The organism is Paracoccus jeotgali (assembly GCF_002865605.1).
Lineage (GTDB): Bacteria > Pseudomonadota > Alphaproteobacteria > Rhodobacterales > Rhodobacteraceae > Paracoccus > Paracoccus jeotgali.
The window spans coordinates 2624436-2644251 of the sequence record NZ_CP025583.1; the positions used below are offsets into that span (position 1 = coordinate 2624436).

Below are 19816 nucleotides of genomic sequence, written 5' to 3' on the forward strand. Positions count from 1 at the left end.
GCATAGACAACATATATTTGATATATCGTCGCCGGTCCGCCAGATTGCCCCAAACGCCGGCAAGGGAGAGCTTGATGATGCAGACAGTCGCTGACGATTACCAGGACATCCGCGACGCGGTGCGCGCCCTCTGCGCCGAGTTCCCGGACGAATATCACCGCAAGATCGACGAGGCCCGCGGCTATCCCGAGGAATTCGTCGAGGCGCTGACCAGGGCCGGCTGGATGGCCGCGCTGATCCCCGAGGAATATGGCGGCTCGGGCCTTGGCCTGACCGAAGCCTCGGTCATCATGGAAGAGATCAACCGCGCGGGCGGCAATTCCGGCGCTTGCCACGGCCAGATGTACAACATGAACACGCTGATCCGCCACGGGTCCGAGGAACAGCGCCAGACATACCTGCCCCGCATCGCCTCGGGCGAGCTGCGCCTGCAATCCATGGGCGTGACCGAACCCACGACCGGCACCGACACCACCAAGATCAAGACCACCGCCGTCAGGACCGGCGACAAATACGTCATCAACGGCCAGAAGGTCTGGATCAGCCGGGTGCAACATTCCGACCTGATGATCCTGCTGGCCCGCACCACCCCGCTGGCCGAGGTCAGGAAGAAATCCGAAGGGCTGTCGCTGTTCCTGGTCGACATCAAGCAGGCCACGCAATCGGGCATGACCGTGCGGCCGATCCTGAACATGGTGAACCACGAAACCAACGAGCTGTTCTTCGACAATCTGGAAATTCCGGCGGAAAACCTGATCGGCGAGGAAGGCCAGGGCTTCAAATACCTGCTGACCGGGCTGAACGCCGAACGCGCGCTGATCGCGGCGGAATGCATCGGCGACGGCTATTGGTTCATCGACCGGGTGACGAAATACGCGGGCGAACGCGTCGTCTTCGGCCGCCCCATCGGCCAGAACCAGGGCGTCCAGTTCCCCATCGCCGAAGCCTTCATCGAGGTCGAGGCCGCCAACCTGATGCGTTACGAGGCCTGCCGCCTGTTCGATCAGGGCAAGGCCTGCGGCGCGCAGGCGAACATGGCCAAGTACCTCGCCGCAAAAGCCTCGTGGGAGGCCGCGAATGCCTGCATCCAGTTCCACGGCGGCTTCGGCTTTGCCTGCGAATACGATGTCGAGCGCAAGTTCCGCGAAACCCGGCTGTATCAGGTCGCGCCGATCTCGACGAACCTGATCCTGTCCTATGTGGCAGAGCATATCCTTGGCCTGCCGCGGAGCTTCTGATGTCGACGCTGCCTCTGGACGGGTTGAAGGTCGTGGCCATCGAACAGGCGGTGGCGGCCCCCTTTGCCACCTCGCGTCTGGCCGATGCCGGGGCGCAGGTCATCAAGATCGAACGGCCCGAGGGCGATTTCGCGCGCGGCTATGACGATGTGGCCAAGGGGCAGGCCAGCTATTTCGTCTGGCTGAACCGGGGCAAGGACAGCGTGGCGCTGGACCTGACCCGGCCCGAGGACAAGGACGAACTTGCCCGCCTGCTGGCCGATGCCGATGTGCTGGTCCAGAACCTCAAGCCCGGGGCGCTGGGGCGGCTGGGCTTTGGCTTCGACCGGCTGGCGGCGGATTATCCGCGCCTGATCGTCTGCTCGATCTCGGGCTATGGCGAGGACGGTCCGATGGCCGACCGCAAGGCTTATGACCTGCTGATCCAGGCTGAATCGGGGCTTTGTTCCATCACCGGCGGCCCTGAAGAGCCGTCGCGGGTCGGCGTGTCGCTGGTCGATATCGCGACCGGGGCCACCGCCCATGCCGCGATCCTCGAGGCGCTGATCCGGCGCGGGATCGACGGCAAGGGCGCCAATATCCAGATCTCGATGTTCGACGTCATGGCCGACTGGCTGACCGTGCCGCTGCTGAACCACGAGGGCGGCAAGTCGCCGCGCCGGCTGGGCCTCGCCCATCCCTCGATCTCGCCCTACAGTGCCTTTACCTGCCGGGACGGCAAGCAGATCCTCATCTCGATCCAGAGCGACCGGGAGTTCGCCAAATTCGCCGATCTGTTCATGGACCGGCCCGAGATGGCGCGCGATCCGCGTTTCGCCACCAATGTCGCGCGGGTCCAGAACCGGCCCAAAACGGACGCTGCCGTGGCCGCGGCCTTTGCCGGCATGACCGCCGCCGAGGCGACCAAGCGGCTGATCGCCGCCGATGTGGCCTTTGCCTCGGTCAACGACATGGCCGGTCTGTCGGACCACGCGCAGCTGCGCCGGATCGCGGTCGAGACGCCGAACGGCCCGGTCAGCTATCCCGCCCCCGGCGCGATGTTCGTGGGCGAGCCGCGCCATTATGGCGCCGTCCCCGCTTTGCCGGAACGAAAGGTGACGTCATGAGCGAGGTGGATATCGACCATCTGCGCCAGTGGATCGGCCGCAGCGAGGTCCGGCAGGAACTGCTGACGCCGGCCATGGCCGCGCGCTTCAACGCGACCTTCGACCGCGGGGATGAGCCCGCCAATGGCGAGATCGCGCCGTCGATGATCCATCTGTGCCTCGCCCCCCCGGCCGCGCCGACCGGCGAGTTGGGCGAGGACGGCCACCCCGCGCGCGGTGGGTTCCTGCCGCCGGTGCCGCTGCCGCGCCGGATGTGGGCGGGCGGCGCCTTCACCTTCCACGACGATATCCTTGTGGGCGAGACGGTCGCACGCCACTCGTCCATCCAGGACGTGACGCTGAAACAGGGCCGCAGCGGCGCGCTGTGCTTCGTCACCGTCAACCATCAGATCACCGCCGATAGCCGTCCGGTGCTGACCGAGCGTCAGGACATCGTCTATCGCGACATCGACCCGCCCGGCCGCGCGCCGCGCACACCGCCCGCCGCCGCGCCCGGCCGGCATCGCAGGGTCATCCCGCCCTCGCCCGCGCTGCTGTTTCGCTATTCCGCGCTGACCTTCAACGGCCACCGCATCCATTACGACCATCCCTATGTGACGGGCGTCGAGGGCTATCCCGGCCTGATCGTCCACGGCCCGCTGCAGGCCACCCTGCTGCTGCACTTCGCCGAAACCCTGCGCGGCGCGCGCCCGGCAGGGTTCGCGTTCCGCTCGCTGTCGCCGCTGTTCGATACCGCCGATTTCACCCTGAACGCGGATGAGGATGCCGACGGCCTGCGCCTGTGGACCGCCTATGCCGACGGCCCGGTGGCGATGGAGGCGCGGGCGTCATGGTAGAGGGAGGGCTTGCTTGCCGGTCCGCCGCTGTGTTGGAACTGGGCGCAGAGGGACCGGGTTTCGTGCTCTGGCCCGCCGCTATTGACCGCATCACGCCCAAGGCACGGCCGTCATGCTAGCCCACATCCGCGCGCCGCTGTTCGTCCCCGCCGACCGGCCCGAGCGCTTTGCCAAAGCCGCCGCGAGCGGGGCGGATGCGATCATTCTCGACCTCGAAGACGCCGTTGCCGCCGATGCCAAGCCCGAGGCTCGCGAGATGCTCGCGGCGGATTTCACCGATCTGCCGGTCTGGGTCCGCATCAACCCGCCCGCCACGCCGTGGCATAAGGCCGATCTGGCCGCCGTCGCCGCCCTGCCCTGTGCCGCCGTCATGCTGCCCAAGGCCGAGGACGCCGCGACCTGCACCGCCGTCGCCGCCGCCACCGGCAAGCCGGTGGTCGCGCTGGTCGAGACCGCGATTGGCCTCGCCAACTGCCGCGCCATTGCCACCGCCGAGGGCGTCGCCCGGCTGGCCTTCGGCTCGATCGACTTCTGCGCCGATCTGGGCTGCGCGCATGACCGCGACGTGCTGCTGCCCGCGCGCTGGGAGCTGGTGCTCGCCTCGCGTCTGGCAGGGATCGCCGCGCCGCTGGATGGGGTGACGGTCGAGCTGAGCGACCCCGCGATCAGCCATGACGACGCCCTGCACGCGGTCGCGCTGGGGATGAGCGGCAAGCTGTGCATCCATCCCAAACAGATCGCTGCCGTGCTGCGCGCGTTTGCGCCCACGCCCGCGCAGATCGACTGGGCGCGGCGGGTGCTGGCCTCGGGCGACGGCGCGGTATCGGTGGATGGCGCGATGGTCGATGAGCCGGTGCGGATCAGGGCGCGGGCGATTCTGGCGCAGGTGGAGTGAGGCGGCGGTCGGCCTTTAGCGGCTGACGCGGCGGCAAGGTCGAAAGGGTGGTGTCCGTGGCGACTGAGTTTGCTCCCCTGATCCTGGCCAAAGGCGAGACCAAGGCGCGCGACGCTTTCAGAGGGTAGCGCCGTGGGCGCCTCACGCGCGGATCGACACCAACGCAGCGCCCACGCCTGCGACGCGCCGTCTGTCACGACAGCGCCCCCACTACAACAACCCAAGCCGCCCCATCGCTTTCCCCAGCTCTGCCAGCTCGGCTTCGGTCAGGGCGCGCTGCGGGGGCAGCGGGTCGCCGCAGTCGAGGCCCTGCAGGCGCAGCCCAGCCTTGATCGCGGCGGCGAGGTTGAACCGGGCGAACGCCTCGTTCAGCGCCCAGAGACGCCGTTGCAGGGTCATCGCCTCGTCCCACTGGCCGTCGCGGCACAGCTCATACAGACGGACGCTCTCGGCCGGGGCGATGCAGGACGGGCCCGCCATCCAGCCCAGGCCCCCGATCAGCATCACCGCCGCCGTGATATGGGCCGAGGCGGCGAAAATCCCGATCCGCCCCTCGGTCCGGTTCATGATGCTGAGCAAGCGGCCGGTATTGGTCGAAGCATCCTTGAGATAGCGGATCCGCGGGTGATGCGAGAGCCGCTCGATCACCGGCAGCGACAGGTCCGAGCGCTGAAAGTTCGGGTTGGTATACAGCGTCACCGGCAGGTCGGTCGCATCGGCGATGGCGGTGAAATAGCCCGCAACCCCGTCATCGCTGACCGGAAAATACGCCTCGAGCACGGCGAGGATGCCGTCCGCCCCCAGCTTGTGCCACGCCCGCGCCTGCGCCACCGCATCCGCCGTCGTGGTCGCGGCGACGCCCGCGATCACCGGCACCCGTCCCGCCGCAGCCGCGACGACGGTTTCGACCACCTGCGCCTTGCGGCGAAAATCGAGATAGGCGAACTCTCCCGTCGAGCCGAGCGGGGCGAGGCCGTGCACCCCCTGCTCGATCAGGCGGTGGGTCAGCCGGGTCAGGGCGGCCACGTCGATCTCGCCCGCCGCATCGGTTGGACTGGGCAGATAGGGGATCACCCCGAAAAACGCGTGGTCTGGCATGTCTCATCCTGTCTGCGGGGCCGGGTTGCCCGGAACCCTGTCGCAGTCCGGCCGGGCTGGCAAGGCGGCACGGTCAGGCGCGGCTTACCGCACCGACAGATCCGGCACCCGCGGCGCGGGGTTCACGGGGGTGTCGACCGTGCGTTCGACGATCTCGGGGCGGGTCAGATAGTCGGTGAAGGTCAGTCCGAACATGATCGACAGCCACAGGATCAGCACCCCCGCCGCCAGCCGGTTCAGCGGGCGGCCGCGCAGCAGCTTCATATAAACCAGCATGATCAGCGCCGCCTTGGCAGCGGCGATGCCCAGGCTGACGACGATATTCGCAGCACCCATCGGCACATGGGCCAGCGCCACCGTCGCCGCCAACAGCAGCCCAAGCGCCAGCCAGGTCAGGATCGCCCGGCGCAGCGTCATGGCAGCGCCCGCCCGTGCAGATAGAAGAAGGCAAACAGAAACACCCAGACCACGTCGATGAAATGCCAGTAGAGCGCCAGCGCCGTCACCCGCTGGCCCCGCTTTTCCGCCGCGATGCGCGGCCACAGCGCCGCCGCCCCGCCGACCAGCGTCAGCCCGATCAGCAGATGCAGCGCGTGCAGCCCCGTCAGCGCGAAATAGAGGCGAAAGAACAGCGCCGCCGCCTGCGGGTCGCGGCCGCCATAGCTGAAATTCAGGCCCAGAAACGGCACCAGCCCCTTGCGGTATTCCTCGAACCACTCCCAGAACTTGATGCCCAGAAAGGCGGCGCCCAGCAGCGCGGTCAGCACCAGCAGCAACCTTGCGTGGCGGCGGCCGGCCTCGGCCGACATCTCGGCCAGCGCGATGGTCAGGCTCGAGGTCAGCAGGATCGCGGTGTTCAGCGTGCCGAGCCACAGCGAGGTCTCGCGCGCGGCCTCGGCGAAGGTCAGCGGGAACTGCCAGCGCGAGATCAGGTAGACAAGGATGAAGGCGCCAAAGATCAGCGTCTCGGACACCAGAAACACCCACATGGCGAAATCCTGCGCCTCGCGCTCTCGCGCCCGCGTGGCAAAGGCATCGCTGTCGACGCTGTCCTTCACGGCTGGCCTCGATCGGGTTGGCCTCCGTCGGGTTGAACCGGGGGCGGCGGGTAGGCATAGGGCGGCTGGTCGCAGACCGGCGGTTCCTCGAAATTATGCGCGGGCGGCGGCGAGGCGGTCTGCCATTCCAGCCCCGTCGCCTGCCACGGATTGCCGCCGGCCCGGCGGCCCCGGAACACCGACCAGGTCAGATAGAACAGCGGCATGAGATAGCTGGCCGCCAGCACCACCGCACCGGCCGAGGACAGCGCGTGCCAGGTCTGGAACTCGGACGGGTATTCGTAATAGCGGCGCGGCATCCCCTGATAGCCCAGCACGAATTGCGGCGCGAAGGTCAGGAAGAAGCCGATGAAGCTGAGCATGGCGGCGGTCTGGCCCAGCCGCTCGGGATACATCCGCCCTGTCATCTTGGGCCACCAGAAATGCAGCCCGCCCATGAAGGCGCTGACCGCGCCACCGACCATGATATAGTGGAAATGCGCGACGATGAAATAAGTGTCGGTGACATGCACATCGACCGCCGTCGCCGCCAGCATCAGCCCGGTCAGCCCGCCCATGCCAAACAGGAACAGGAAGCCCAGTGCATACAGCATCGGCGCCTCGAAGGTGATGTAGCCGTTGCGCAGGGTAAAGGTCCAGTTGAAGACCTTGATCGCCGAGGGCACGGCCACGCAATAGCTCATGAAGGAAAACAGGATGCCGGCATAGACCGACTGGCCCGAGACGAACATGTGATGCCCCCAGACCAGAAAGCTGAAGGTGGCGATCCCCATCGAGGAATAGGCGACCAGCCGATAGCCGAACAGCGGCCGCTTGGCGAAACAGGGCAGGATCTCGGACACCACGCCCATGCCGGGCAGGATCATGATATAGACCGCCGGGTGCGAATAGAACCAGAACAGGTGCTGGAACAGGATCGGATCGCCGCCCTGCGCCGGATCGAAGACGCCAAGGCCCAGCACACGCTCCAGCACGATCAGCAGCAGGGTCGCGGCCAGCACCGGGGTGGCCAGCAGCATGACAAGGCTGGTCGCATACAGCGTCCAGACAAAGATCGGCATCCTGAACCAGGTCATGCCGGGGCAGCGCAGCTTGTGGATGGTGACGACGAAATTCAGCGCCGAGGCGATGGTCGAGAACCCGGCGAAGAACACCCCCATCGCCGCGATGCTGACCCAGGAATTCGACAGGCTCGACAGCGGTGTATAGAAGGTCCAGCCGGTATCGACCCCGCCCAGGATCAGCGCCCCAAAGGTCCAGATCCCCGCGAACAGGAAGATATACCAGCTGAGCAGGTTCAGCCGTGGAAAGGCCAGATCCCGCGCCCCGATCATCAGCGGCAGCAGGAAATTGCCCAGCGTGTTGGGGATCGAGGGGATCAGGAAGAACCAGACCATGATGACCCCGTGCAGGGTGAACAGCCGGTTATAGGTCTCGGGGCGGACCAGATCGCCCTTGGCGGTGAACAGCTCGATCCGGATCAGCGTCGCCGCGGCCCCGCCGATCAGGAAGAAGCCCAGGATCGTGAACAGGTACAGCCACGCCACCCGCTTGTGGTCGGTCGTCGTCAGCCAGTCGAGTAGGCCCCAGCCCTTGCCCAGATAGCTCTCTCCGGCGGTCCGGTCGGTCATGGCGCGTCCTCCGCAAGGCTTTCGATATAGGCGACCAGGGCCATCGTCTCGGGATCGTCCAGCAGCCCGCCATAGCTGGGCATCACCGGCCGGAACCCGGCCACGATGTCGCGTTCGGGCCGCAGGATGGAATCGCGGATATAGTCGCGGTCGGCGATCACCACCCGCCCGTCGGACAGCCCCACCGGGCGCATGAACAGCCCGCTGAGGTTCGGCGCCTCGATGGGGCCATCGCCTTCGTGACAGCCCGAGCAGCCAAGCGCGGTGAACAGCCGCTCGCCGCGCCGGATCAGCGTCTCGCCCTGCGGCTGGGCGTCCAGCCAGGCCGCGTATTCCTGCGGCTCCATCACTACGATCTCGCCGCGCATGCCGGAATGTTCCAGCCCGCAATATTCGGCGCAAAACAGGCTGTACGTGCCGGTCCGCGTCGGCGTGAACCACATCCGCGTGGCGCGTCCCGGCACCGCATCCTGCTTGATCCGGAAGGACGGGACATAGAAGGAATGGATCACGTCCTCGCTGGCGAGTTCGATCTCGATGGGGCGGTCGACGGGGATGTGCAGGCTGTTGATCTCGCGCTGGCCGTCGGGATGCTGCATCTTCCACATCCACTGCTTGCCGATGGCGGTGATCTGCAGCGCGTCGGGCGGCGGCCGGTTGCGGTCGATATACAGCCGCGCCGACCAGCCGAACAGCACCAGCGCGATGACCACCGCCGTTCCGGTCCAGATCAGGTCGAGCCGGAAGTCATGGCTTTCGCGGCCGCTGCGCGAATGGGTCGTGCCGACGCGGAAGCGGATCAGATAACGGATGATCAGGAACCCCATGATCAGCGTCAGCAGCCCGGCAAACGCGACCAGCGAGGCAAAGAGGAAATCGACCTCTCGCGCGTGTTGGGACGGGGCGTCGGGGAACAGGTTCTGGATCATCGCCGCTCTCGCCTCAGCATCAGGGCTACGCCCGCGGCGATCAGGATCAGCATCGCCACCCCGGCGATCCGCAGGCTGCCAAGCGCGGTCCTCGCGATCCGGCCCACCGCCTGATCGATGCCCGAACACAGCAGCACGATCCGCTCGCGCAGCCCGCCGACCTTGCCGCGCGCGGCGTCCGACAGCGCCGAGCGCAGCGCGGCGGCGGTGAAGTCGAAGCCAAAGAACACCTCGGACAGCGCGCCCTCTGGCGTCAGGACGGCGGTGGCGACGGGATGAACCAACACCTCGCCGCCGGGGCGGACATAGCTCTGCATCCGCAGCGGCGCGGTCAGCGCGGTCAGCGCCTCGGGCTCGCCGGTCAGAAAGCGCCAGTTCGACAGGTCCACATCCGGCACCACCTGTTGCAGCTTGTCGCGCATCTGCGCGGCATCGGCGGGGGTCTCGGTCGGGTCGAGGCTGGTGAACAGGACGCGCGGCGGGGGCTGCATGTCGGACAGCGTCTCGGCCAGCTCTTGCTGCAGGATACCGCAGATATTGGTGCAGCGGTGATAGCCGGGCAGCAGCAGGGTGCCTTCGTTCGTCAGCAGATCGGCGACGGCGTGGCTCTGCCCGTCCGCGTCACGCAACACCGCCGTCATATCGACGCGCGCGCCGATCAGCGGTTGCACGTCCTGCGCCCGCGAGGCGCCGCTGCACAGCGCGAGGATCAGCAGCACAAGCTGCAGAAGGCGAGAGGGCCGCATCATGGGATCGTCCTCGCGCTGGGGGTGGCACCGGGACAGGCGGCGCCCTGACACTCGGTCGCGGCGGGCGGGACGGTGGCGCGGTGGCCTTGGGCGACCAGACGCATGGCCTGCTCGATGGGGATGACGCGCAGGCCCGGCCCGGCCTCAGCCCTGCGTGTCAGCGCCTGACGCTTCTCGGCCTCATAAGCCGCCAGATCGGCGGCGGGCGAGATCTGCAGCGTCGGCTCGGGCTTGGCGGCGCGGTCGAATGCCCAGGGCGGGTCCGGGCTGAAGAACAGCAGCAGGCCAAAGGCAGAGCCGGCGATGAACACCGCAAAGCCCAGCCCCAGCAGCCACATGGTGCGGGGGGCCACGTCACGGGTCTCGACCTGCAGGCGGTCAGGCATGGCGGACCTCCCCCCTTTGGCGCAGGCCGAGCGACGCGGCGGCAAACCACGCCAGCCCGAGGGCGATCACCGCCAGCAGGTCGATCAGATGGACCAGCTCGACATGTTCGGCAAACGCGGGCGCGCTGCGCCACCACAGATCCACCGCCTGCCCCAGCAGCAGCACGCCTGCAGCAGCGGCCACCGCATCGGGCCGCTGCTTCAGCCGGGGCGAGGCCATGGCCGCGATCACCACCGCATGCCAGCCGATCGCCAGCCACAAAACGACCCCGAACCCGCCCTGACTGCGCCGCAGATACCACGCTATCTCTTGCGGCAGATCGCCCGACCAGATGATGAGATACTGCATATAGACCAGATACAGCCACACCATCGCCCAGCCGAGCATCAGCATCCCGCAATCCGCCAGCCGGTCGCGCGCGCCATCGCTGGCCCACAAGATCAGCGTCCCGAACGCCATCGCCGCCACGACGCCGCCGGTGGCGTGGATCGGCGGATAGGCGGTCGAGTAGAACTCCGGCTCAAACGCCAGCAGCCAGTCGATGGACAGGATCGAGACCGCGAAGGCATAGACCATCAGCAGCGTCGCCGCCCCCGCCGCGCCCCAACGCTGCCGCAACGGCCCGGCGGCGACCCAGCAGATCAGCAGGAACAGCAGCAGCACCACCACCGTCCGCGCCTGCAGGAAACCGACGTCCAGATAGGCGAGCTTGCGGGCCACCGTCTCGGGCAGATCGGACGGCTGGGCCCCGGCCCAGGGAAACAGGCCGGGCGCGGTCAGGATCAGCGGCAGCCAGGCCAGCGCCGCCACCGGCATCGCCGCCGCCGCCGCCCGCAGCCCCGGCCCCATCGCCAGACCCCAGCGCCCGCCGGTGATCGCGTGGATCAGCAGCAGCACCGCCGCCCCCAGCGAGACGCCGGTCCAGAAATGCGCGGCAAAGACCCAGGCCCGCAGCACCGCCGCCATCGGGCCCAGCCCGGCCAGCGCCGCCAGAGCCACCGCAGCAAGGGGGAACAGCAGCGGCATCATTCCTCCCCCTCCGCCAGACCTGCGTCGGCGAGCGCAACCGGGGTGCGCTGCGACAGTTGCAGCGCGCGGATATAGGCGATGATCGCCCAGCGGTCGGCGGGCGGCACCCGGCTGGCATAAGAGAACATCACCCCATAGCCGTTTGTGATCACATCATAGAAATGCCGGTCCGGCGCCCGAATCAGCCCCGGATCGTGATACGAGGGCGGCGGGGGAAAGCCGCGCCGCACGATCATGCCGTCCCCGTCGCCGGTCGGGCTGTGGCAGGGCGCGCAGAACACGTCATACCGCTCTCGCCCGCGTTCCAGCATCGCCAGCGGGATCTGGTCCGGCAGCGCGTCGGGGACGGGCGACAGGTCGGCATGACGCGCGACGGTCCCCTCGGGCGGCAACAGCGCGGCGGCGTCATGGGGAAAGCCCAGCGCGCTGGACACTGGGTCCAGACGCGGCATCTGGGCCATGTCCTGCTTGCATCCCGCCAGCAGCATCAGGATCAGGACCGCGCGCCTCATGGTCCCACCTCGGCGATGTCTTGGGCCTTGGCCTCGGTCAGGGCGCGGGTCAGCGCTTGGGCGTCGTATTGCGGGTCGCTGCCCCGGATGACGACGACAAAGCAGTCCTCAGCGGCGAAATCCACCGCCGTGAAATCGAAGGCCGGATGATGATAGGCGGGCAGGCGGCACAGCACCAGAAAGCCCAGGAACGCCGCCAGCGTGCCGCCCAGCACCCCGCCCTCGAAGGCCAGCAGGGCAAAGGGCGGCCAGGCATGCAGCGGGCGGCCGCCGACATTGATCGGATAAGCGACCATGGTGGAATAGACCGGCAGCGCATAGGCCGCCACAGCCCCCAGCAGCGCGCCCAGCAGGATCAGCCAGCCGATGGGCGAGGGCCTCAGCCCCAGCGCGCTGTCCAGCTCGTCCACCGGATAGGCGGTATGGGCCTGCAGGTCGGAATACCCCTGCGCCCGCAGGTCGCGCACCGCCGCCAGCAGCGCATCCGGCCCGGCAAAGGCCGCGAAGATGCCATAGGGGCGCGGCGCGGTCATTTCCGCTCCTCCACCCGCTCGGCGAGTTCAAAGATCGACAGCGCCGGCAGGATGCGGATGAACAGGAAGATCAGCGCAAAAAACATCCCCAGCGAGCCGAAAAGCAGCGTGAAATCCAGCCAGCGCAGCGATTGCTCGCCCCAGGCGGCGGGCAGAAAGCCGCGCGACAGGCTGGAGGTGACGATCATGTAGCGTTCCAGCCACATGCCGACATTGACCACGATGACCACGAACCACAGCACCAGCGGCCGCGCCCGCACCGCCCGCCACATCAGCAGCGGCAGGGCGCCCAGGTTGAACGCCAGCGTCGCCCAGTAGAACGGCGCATAGGGGCCGGACAGGCGCGCCGATATCATCATCCGTTCGGACGCCTCGCCCGAATACCAGGCGAAAAACGCCTCGTTCGCGTAGGAGTAGGCGACGATAAGCCCCGAGGCGATCATTACCTTGGCCCCCAGATCAAAGTGGCGCTGCGTGATCACATCGCCCAGATCGAAGAAATGCCGCAGCGGAATGGCGATGGTCAGCACCATGGCAAAGCCGGAATACAGCGCCCCCGCAACGAAATAGGGCGGGAAGATGGTCGAGTGATAGCCCGGCGTGATGGCGATGGTGAAATCCAACGAGACGACGGAATGCACCGACACCACCAGCGGCGTCGCCAGTGCTGCCAGCGCGAAATAAGCCGCCTGATGATGCGTCCAGTGCCGCGCCGAGCCGCGCCAGCCAAGGGCGAGGATGCCATAGCTGACCTGCTTGAACCGCGTCTGCGCCCGGTCGCGCAGCACCGCCAGATCGGGGATCAGCCCCCAGATACCAGAACACGATGGACAGGATGCCATAGGTCGCGATGGCCGCGAAATCCCACACCAGCGGCGAGCGCCATTGCGGCCAGGGCATATGCGTCACCGGCAGCGGCATCAGCCAGTAAAAGAACCACGGCCGCCCCAGATGCAGGATCGGGAACAGCCCGGCCATGGCGACGGCGAACAGCGTCATCGCCTCGGCAAAGCGGTTGATCGAATCGCGCCAGGGCTGGCGCATCAGCAGCAGCACGGCAGAGATCAGCGTGCCCGCATGGCCGATGCCGATCCACCACACGACATTGGCGATCATCGTCCCCCATGCGACGGGGATGTTGATGCCATAGGCCCCGACCCCGACCGAGACCAGATAGGCGATGGAATACAGAAACATCAGCGCCAGCGCGGCGAAGAAGGCAAACCCCCACCAGAACCGCCTGGGCAGCCGTCCCTGCAGCACGATGGACCCGATCTGTCGCGTGATCTCGGGCGCCGAGGGCTTGCCGCGGATCAGCGGCGCCTGTTCCGGTCGGGCGGGATCGGGGCGCGAGGCGTCAGTCATCCGGGTCCTCCGCCGCAGGCTGCTCCGGCAGGGCCGGGTTGGGGTTCTCGATCCGGGCCAGATAGGTGGTGCGCGGCCGGGTGTTCAGATGCCCCCAGCAGCGCGTAATTCAGCGGATCGTCGCGCAGGTGCCGCACGTCGGATGCCGGATCGTTCAGGTTCCCGAAGCGGATCGCCTGCGTCGGGCAGGCCTGCTGGCAGGCGGTCACCACCTCGCCATCGGCGATGGGGCGGCCGTCGATGTCGGCCTCGATCCGCGCGGCCTGGATGCGCTGCACGCAATAGGTGCATTTCTCCATCACCCCGCGCGAGCGGACGCTGACATCGGGATTCATCACCGGTGCCGAGGGCGCGGCGGTGCCCTGAGGAAACGGCTGATACAGATGGAAATTGAACCGCCGCACCTTGTAGGGGCAGTTCTGGGAACAATAGCGCGTGCCGATGCAGCGGTTATAGACCTGCGCGTTCAGCCCGTCATGGGTGTGGACGGTGGCGTTGACCGGGCAGACCAGTTCGCAGGGCGCTTTCTCGCAATGCATGCAGGGAACGGGCTGGAAATAGGTGCGCGGATCGTCCTCGGGGCCGGCGTGATAGCGGTCGACGCGCAGCCAGTGCATCTCGTGTCCGCGGGCGCATTCCTCGGGCCCGACGGTGGGGATGTTGTTTTCCGCCTGACAGGCCGCGACGCAGGCATTGCAGCCGATGCAGGTGGTTTGGTCGATGACCATGCCCCAGGCCTCGTCCTTGTACTGCCAGTCTGGATACAGCGACTGTTCGGGCGGCGCGGGGTGGCCGGCATGGACCGCGTCGGGGGCGTCCAGCCATTCGGTCAGGCTGGCATGGCGGACCGGATCGCGGCCCTCCATCGCGTGATGGTGCTGGGTGGTGATGATGTCGGTCTGCATGTCCAGCGGGGTCAGTTCGACCCCCGCCGACCACGGCGCGTCGCTGCCCCGCAGGCGATAGACGTCGGTGCCGCGCGGGGTGCCGTCTTCGCCCACCGGGCGGCCATGGCCGAGGGTCAGGGTGATCGTGTCCGCCGGATGGCCCGGCTGGACCCAGACCGGGATCGAGATCTCGTGCCCTCCCCGCCGCAGCAACACCACGCGCCCCGAGGCCAGCCCCAGCCGGTGCGCCGTCGCGGGCGCCATGGCGGCGACGTTGCCCCAGACGATCTTGGTCAGCGGCCGGGGCAGTTCCTGCAGCCAGACATTGGTGGCAAGGCTGCCATCGCGCAGGAAGGGGTCGGGGACAAAGCGCAGCTCCAGCCCGGCGGGCGCGGGCGCTTGCGGAAGGGCGCCAAGCGCCTGCGGCAGGGGGCGGCATTGCGGGGAAATGGGCGCGACCTTGGTCCCCGCGATCACGCCGCGCTGCAGCGCCTGCTGCCAATCGGCGGGCGACAGCCCCTGATCGGTCCAGTGGCGCATGACCAGATCGCGCGGGCTGGTCCGCACCTCGCCCGCCAGCGCGGCCAGCACCTGCGCTGGCGTCCGGCCATCATACAGCGGCCGGATCAGGGGCTGGATGATCGAGGCGGTGCCGTCAAAGGCCCGCGCATCGCCCCAGCTTTCCAGCACATGCGCCGCCGGGATGTGCCAGTCGCACAGCGCCGCCGTCTCATCCAGATGCGTGCCCAGATGGACGCTGAGCGCGGCGTTCCCCAGCGCCGCCCGCAGGTCCAGATCGCCCGGCGCGGTATAGGCCGGGTTCGATTGCAGGATCAGCAGGGTGTCAATGCCGCCGCTGTCCAGATCCGCGACCAGATCCGCCAGATCGCCGGTATCCTCGGCCATGAAGGGCGCCTGCGGCAGCAGGTCCAGCGTGCGGCCCAGGCTGCCGAGGCGCTGGTTCAGGGTCAGCGCCAGCTCTTGCAACGCGGGCGGCAGATGCGGGCCGGGCAGGACCAGCGCGGCCTCGCCCCCCCGGCGCAGGTCGTCGGCGAGGCCGTCCAGCAGGGCGACGGGCACGGGCGCCTCGGGCGCGCCCTGACCGGCGAGGCGGGCGCCGAGCGCGGTCAGCACCGCGCCGGCCTCGCTGGGCTTGACGGCCCAGCGGTGGTCGGCGGCGGCGCCGGTCAGGGTCGGCGTCGTCTCGACCGCGTAAAGCCGCGACATCCGCGCCGGATCGCGCCCCGCCCCCGCCCGCCGGCGCGTCTCGGCAAAGGCGCGGGCATGGGCCAGCTTGCCCGGCCCCTCGCCCAGCAGATCGGCATCAAGGCTCAGGATCACCCGCGCCTCGGACAGGTTCGGCCGCAGCAGTACGGACTGGCCGCACAGATCCACGTACCCGCTGCCCAGCGGCGCGTGCCGGTAAAGCCGCAGCCCCGGAAAGGCCCTGCGCAGCGCGTCCAGCCGCGCCTGCAGGCTGGGCGAGGTCGAAACCCCGCCAAGGATCGCCACCCCGCGCCCGCCCTCGCGCCGCATCTGCTGCGCGATCTGCGACAGCAGGGCATCGACATGGGCCATGCTGCTGGTCTGCCCCGCCCGCTGCGGCGCGCGCGAGCGGGTCGGGTCGAACAGGTCCAGACAGGCCGCCTGCATCACGGCATCCGTGGCCCCCAGCGAGGCGGGGTGGTCGGGATTGCCCTCGACCTTGGTCGGTCGCCCCTCATGACTTTCGACCAGCGCGCCGATGCCGAAGCCGTCGCAGGGCAGGGTCGTGGCATAGAATTGCGGATTGCCGAGGATCAGCCCCTCGGGCTGGTCGATATAGGGCAGGATGGTTTCCTCGGGCGGGGAACAGGCGGTCATGCCGCCCAGCGCCATCGCCGCGCCCATGAACTTCAGGACCGAGCGCCGGTCCGGCCCCTGCGCCAACCGCTCGGCCAGACCAGGAAACTCGTCCAGCAGCCGCGCCTCGGGCGGGCTGTCCCGCTCTTCGCGGCTGCGCCACAGGGGAAGGGGGCTACCGGTGACAGACATAGCAATCGGTCAGGCGGTCGGCGTGGGGGATGTCGTAGGCGTCCAGCAGATATTCGGCCAGCTCGCGCCGATCCGTGTCGGGCTGCCAGTCCATCAGGGTGATCGCCTCGGGCGGGCGCAGGTTCGGGCCGGGGTCGCGGTGGCAGTCGAGGCACCATTGCATCGTCAGCGGCGCGCCCCGCGCGGTCAGCGGCATCTGGTCGATCCGCCCGTGGCAGGACATGCAGCCGACGCCGTTATTGACGTGGATCGCGTGGTTGAAGAACACGTAGTCCGGCAGGTTGTTCACCCGCTGCCAGGCGACCGGCTGGCGATCGGTAAAGCTGTCGCGGATCGGGGCGAGCAGTTCTGCATCGGTCCAGATCTGCGAATGGCAGGTCATGCAGGTCTCGGTCGGGGGCAGCCCGGCAAAGGCGGACTTCTCGACCCCGGTGTGGCAATAGCGGCAGTCCAGCCCCAGCCCGGCGACGTGATGCTGATGGCTGAACGGCACCGGCTGCTGGGGCGCGCGACCGACCAGCGTGGCCCAGGACGACCGCGGCAGCACGACCAGCAGGATCACCGCCACCGCCGCCAGCACCGCCGCCGTGGCAAGGACGATCTGCGTGATCCCATTGGCTTTCGGGCCGAAGATCTGTGCCATGATAACGCCTCAGTTATGTCCGGCAGGCCGAGAGTATGAGGCCCCAACGACTGACGGCGGCGTGAGGTTTCGTGATCTTTTCCCCTCGGCCCCGCCGAACCGCCACAAGAGGGCGGCCGGGGCGGGGTCGCCGCCCCGGCGCGCGCTTACTGTTCGGGCAGCGCATAGGCGATCACTTCGTCGCCGACCTCGGTTTCCATGAAGTGATGGCCGCCCGGATAGATCACCACATATTGCCGGCCCCCGGCGGCATAGGTGATCGGCGTCGTCTGCCCGCCCGCCGGCAGGTCCACCGCCCACAATTCCTCGCCGGTTTCGGTGTCGAAGGCGCGGAAGCGGTTGTCGGTGGTCGCGGCGATAAAGGTCAACCCGCCGCCCGTGGTGATCGGCCCGCCATTGTTGGGCGTGCCGATGGTGAAGGGCAGACCCGAGGGGATGCCGAAGGGCCCGTTGTTCCGGGCGCTGCCAAAGGGGTGGTCCCACAGTGTCTCGCCGGTCGACAGGTCGATGCCCCGGATCCAGCCATAGGGCGGCTGCTTGCACAGCAGCCCCGTTCCCGGCACCCGCCAGCCGGCATTGACCCAGGCCGCATAGGGCGAGCCCTTCATCGCCGCGTATTTGCCGTTATCGGGGCTGAACGAGCTGACGCCCTTCTGCTCGGCCTCGTCGCGCGGGACAAGCTGAGTATAGTTCGGCATGTCGTTGTAGTTCATCAGCAGGATGCCGCGTTCCGGGTCGACCGAGGCGCTGCCCCAATCCGACCCGCCATTATAGCCGGGATACTGGATGAACGGCCGATCCGCCGAGGGCGGGGTGAACTGGCCGGTGTAATGGGCGCGGTGATACTGGATGCGGCACCACATCTGGTCGATGGGGCTCATCCCCCACATGTCGGTTTCCTTCAGGTCCGGCTTGGTCAGCGCGGCATAGGTGGAATAGGGCTGGGTGGGCGACATGTAGTCGGTCTCGGCCCCGCCGGTGGTCGTCACCTCGCGTTCCTCGACCGGGAACAGGCTTTCGCCGGTGCGGCGATCCAGCACATAGATCTGCCCCTGTTTCGACGGCAGGATCAGCGCCGGGACGGTGCCATCGGCGGTCGGGAAATCGACCAGCGAGACCTGACTGCCAAGGTCGTAATCCCAGACATCGCGATGAACGGTCTGAAAGTGCCAGACATCCTCGCCGGTCCGCACATCGATGGCGACGAGGGACGAGGAATATTCGTTCTCGGCCTCGCTGCGGCTCGGCCCCCAATAGTCGGACGAGGCGTTGCCGAGCGGCGCATAGACATAGCCAAGTTCCTGATCGCCGGCGGCGTTGGTCCACATGTTCGGGGTCGAGCGGGTATAGGTCTCGCCCTCGGCAGGCTCGCCCACGGCGCCGCCCTGACCCAGATCCCAGGCCCACAGAAACTCGCCCGTGACCACGTCATAGCCCCGGATCACGCCCGAGGGCGCGTCGGCCTCCTCGTTATCGCTGACTTGCGCGCCCATCACCACGACGCCGCGCACGATGGTCGGCGCGGCGGTGTTGGCGTACCAGCCGGGCACCGTGCGCCCCAGCCCGTCGGTCAGATCGACCATGCCGTTATTGCCGAAGCCGGTGCAAAGCTGGCCGGTATTGGCATCGACCGCGATCAGCCGCGCATCCAGCGTGCCCATGACCAGCCGCTCGGTGCAGAGCGCGTCGGGGTCGGCCTGAGGCTGGACGTGATAGGCGACGCCCCGGCAGGTCGCGCCATAGGGGATGGCATCGGCCGGCACATGCGGGTCATAGAGCCAGATCTCTTTCCCGCTGCCGGCATCCAGCGCGATGATCTGGTTCATGGGTGAACAGACGAACAGGCTGTCCTTGACCTTGATGGGGGTGTTCTCGGGGGAATAAAGCCCCTCGGTGTCGCCTTGGGGCAGGTCGCCGGTGTGAAAGCTCCACGCCTTTTCCAGCTTGGCGACATTGCTCACGTTGATCTGATCGAGCGGCGAGTGCCGCAGCGCATGCTCGGACCCGCCATAGACCGGCCAATCCTCGCCCACCGGCGGCAGCACATCGGGCTGACGTTCGGTGGTGGCGGTGTCGGCCTGCGCGTTGTCGGCAGGTTGTGCCTCGGCCGCCGGATCTCGCGGCTCTGCGGCTGCCTCATCAGCCGGCGCGGTGGCTGCCGGGGCCGCGTCACCGGGCTGCGGCGTCTGCGCCCCTGCGTCACCGCCGCCCAAGGCGACGACGACCACCGCCAGCGCCACCGACGCCGCCACACCCATCGGCTGGCGCAGTTCCTGCCGGCGGCGCAGGGCGGGCCAGGCGATGGCAACGAGGATCAGCAGCACCGTCGGCGCGACGATCCGCGGCACCAGCGCCCACCAGTCATACTCGGGCTGCCAGCCGTCCAGCGTGACCTCCCACACGGCCCAGACCAGCGTGCCCAGCCATGTCAGCGCGTAAAGCCACGCCCCCTCGCGATACCGCGCGATCAGCATCAGCCCCGAGGCGATCAGCAGCACGCCGGCAATCGCATAGTACCACGACCCGCCGAGCGAGATCAGATAGACCCCGCCCAGCGCAAGGATCAGGCCGATCACCGCCAGCAGCGCCCCGAGGATTGCGGCATACCAGCCCCACACCCCCCGGTGTCGGCTGTGGTCGATTGATGATGAAGTTGAAGCTGACATGGCATCCTCCCATTTCTCATGGTCGCCCCGCGCCGCTTTGATTGCGTGTTTTACCCGGTAACGGCGGGTTTCCGCCTGTTGTTCCTGAAAAATGACCGGCGGCAGGGGCGCTGCGCCGGTTTCAGCGTCGGGCGAGGCACCGCGCCGCCGACGATATCGCGCTGATTTTCCCTGTCGTTTTGACCGCCCGAACCCACCGCGCCGCGCCGCTTTCACACCC

The 19816-nt window shown here is 68.0% G+C and carries 18 protein-coding genes and 1 pseudogene; 4 read left to right on the top strand and 15 right to left on the bottom strand.

Annotation, left to right across the window (positions count from 1 at the left end):
• Positions 1–77 precede the first annotated feature (77 nt).
• The 4 genes from CYR75_RS12705 to CYR75_RS12720 all read left to right on the top strand — a co-directional run bounded on the left by CYR75_RS12705 (position 78) and on the right by CYR75_RS12720 (position 4075).
• Positions 78–1238: an acyl-CoA dehydrogenase family protein gene (locus CYR75_RS12705; RefSeq protein WP_101501045.1), complete on the top strand. Its 1161-nt coding sequence runs from the start codon at positions 78–80 to the stop codon at positions 1236–1238.
• Positions 1238–2344 (top strand): CaiB/BaiF CoA transferase family protein, encoded by a 1107-nt coding sequence (locus CYR75_RS12710; RefSeq protein WP_101500372.1) that lies wholly within the window; start codon positions 1238–1240, stop codon positions 2342–2344. Before CYR75_RS12705 ends, CYR75_RS12710 begins: the two co-directional genes overlap by 1 nt.
• Complete coding sequence (locus CYR75_RS12715) at positions 2341–3180, top strand: FAS1-like dehydratase domain-containing protein (RefSeq protein WP_101500373.1); 840 nt, start codon at positions 2341–2343, stop codon at positions 3178–3180. The genes CYR75_RS12710 and CYR75_RS12715 overlap by 4 nt, the downstream gene beginning before the upstream one ends.
• A gap of 112 nt (positions 3181–3292) precedes the next feature.
• Entirely contained in the window at positions 3293–4075 is a 783-nt protein-coding gene (locus CYR75_RS12720) for an HpcH/HpaI aldolase/citrate lyase family protein (RefSeq protein WP_101500374.1), read from the top strand.
• 210 nt (positions 4076–4285) lie between these two features.
• On the opposite strand, the gene CYR75_RS12725 is transcribed toward CYR75_RS12720, so the two are convergent.
• The 15 genes and pseudogenes from CYR75_RS12725 to CYR75_RS12790 all read right to left on the bottom strand — a co-directional run bounded on the left by CYR75_RS12725 (position 4286) and on the right by CYR75_RS12790 (position 19548).
• The gene (locus tag CYR75_RS12725) at positions 4286–5173 is read right to left on the bottom strand and encodes a dihydrodipicolinate synthase family protein (RefSeq protein WP_101500375.1); all 888 of its coding nucleotides are present in this window, start codon (positions 5171–5173) and stop codon (positions 4286–4288) included.
• An 84-nt stretch (positions 5174–5257) separates the two neighbouring features.
• On the bottom strand, positions 5258–5590 hold the full coding sequence (locus tag CYR75_RS12730) for a cytochrome C oxidase subunit IV family protein (protein ID WP_101500376.1): 333 nt from the start codon (positions 5588–5590) through the stop codon (positions 5258–5260).
• Positions 5587–6231: a cytochrome c oxidase subunit 3 gene (locus tag CYR75_RS12735; RefSeq protein WP_101500377.1), complete on the bottom strand. Its 645-nt coding sequence runs from the start codon at positions 6229–6231 to the stop codon at positions 5587–5589. Before CYR75_RS12735 ends, CYR75_RS12730 begins: the two co-directional genes overlap by 4 nt.
• Positions 6228–7862 carry a cytochrome c oxidase subunit I gene (gene ctaD, locus CYR75_RS12740; protein WP_101500378.1) on the bottom strand — a complete coding sequence of 545 codons (1635 nt, stop codon included), beginning with the start codon at positions 7860–7862 and terminating at the stop codon, positions 6228–6230. The genes CYR75_RS12735 and ctaD overlap by 4 nt, the downstream gene beginning before the upstream one ends.
• A complete protein-coding gene (coxB, locus tag CYR75_RS12745) occupies positions 7859–8791 on the bottom strand; it encodes a cytochrome c oxidase subunit II (protein WP_101500379.1) in 933 nt (310 codons plus the stop codon). The genes ctaD and coxB overlap by 4 nt, the downstream gene beginning before the upstream one ends.
• Complete coding sequence (locus CYR75_RS12750; protein WP_101500380.1) at positions 8788–9540, bottom strand: thioredoxin domain-containing protein; 753 nt, start codon at positions 9538–9540, stop codon at positions 8788–8790. Before CYR75_RS12750 ends, coxB begins: the two co-directional genes overlap by 4 nt.
• Positions 9537–9926: a hypothetical protein gene (locus CYR75_RS12755; protein ID WP_101500381.1), complete on the bottom strand. Its 390-nt coding sequence runs from the start codon at positions 9924–9926 to the stop codon at positions 9537–9539. Before CYR75_RS12755 ends, CYR75_RS12750 begins: the two co-directional genes overlap by 4 nt.
• Positions 9919–10956: a hypothetical protein gene (locus CYR75_RS12760; protein ID WP_101500382.1), complete on the bottom strand. Its 1038-nt coding sequence runs from the start codon at positions 10954–10956 to the stop codon at positions 9919–9921. The genes CYR75_RS12755 and CYR75_RS12760 overlap by 8 nt, the downstream gene beginning before the upstream one ends.
• Positions 10953–11468, bottom strand: a complete 516-nt coding sequence (locus CYR75_RS12765) for a c-type cytochrome (RefSeq protein WP_101500383.1) — start codon at positions 11466–11468, stop codon at positions 10953–10955. The genes CYR75_RS12760 and CYR75_RS12765 overlap by 4 nt, the downstream gene beginning before the upstream one ends.
• Positions 11465–12001: a DUF3341 domain-containing protein gene (locus CYR75_RS12770; RefSeq protein ID WP_101500384.1), complete on the bottom strand. Its 537-nt coding sequence runs from the start codon at positions 11999–12001 to the stop codon at positions 11465–11467. Before CYR75_RS12770 ends, CYR75_RS12765 begins: the two co-directional genes overlap by 4 nt.
• On the bottom strand, positions 11998–12843 hold the full coding sequence (nrfD, locus tag CYR75_RS16445; RefSeq protein ID WP_225972720.1) for an NrfD/PsrC family molybdoenzyme membrane anchor subunit: 846 nt from the start codon (positions 12841–12843) through the stop codon (positions 11998–12000). Before nrfD (CYR75_RS16445) ends, CYR75_RS12770 begins: the two co-directional genes overlap by 4 nt.
• Before the next feature lie 31 nt (positions 12844–12874).
• A pseudogene (gene nrfD, locus CYR75_RS16755) lies at positions 12875–13366 on the bottom strand (NrfD/PsrC family molybdoenzyme membrane anchor subunit); the annotation flags it as partial.
• Positions 13363–16287 (bottom strand): Fe-S-cluster-containing hydrogenase, encoded by a 2925-nt coding sequence (locus CYR75_RS12780; protein WP_101500385.1) that lies wholly within the window; start codon positions 16285–16287, stop codon positions 13363–13365. The gene CYR75_RS12780 and the pseudogene nrfD (CYR75_RS16755), both read right to left, overlap by 4 nt.
• Entirely contained in the window at positions 16271–16930 is a 660-nt protein-coding gene (locus tag CYR75_RS12785) for a cytochrome c3 family protein (RefSeq protein WP_101500386.1), read from the bottom strand. Before CYR75_RS12785 ends, CYR75_RS12780 begins: the two co-directional genes overlap by 17 nt.
• A gap of 146 nt (positions 16931–17076) precedes the next feature.
• Complete coding sequence (locus CYR75_RS12790; RefSeq protein ID WP_225972721.1) at positions 17077–19548, bottom strand: membrane-bound PQQ-dependent dehydrogenase, glucose/quinate/shikimate family; 2472 nt, start codon at positions 19546–19548, stop codon at positions 17077–17079.
• Positions 19549–19816 lie beyond the last annotated feature (268 nt).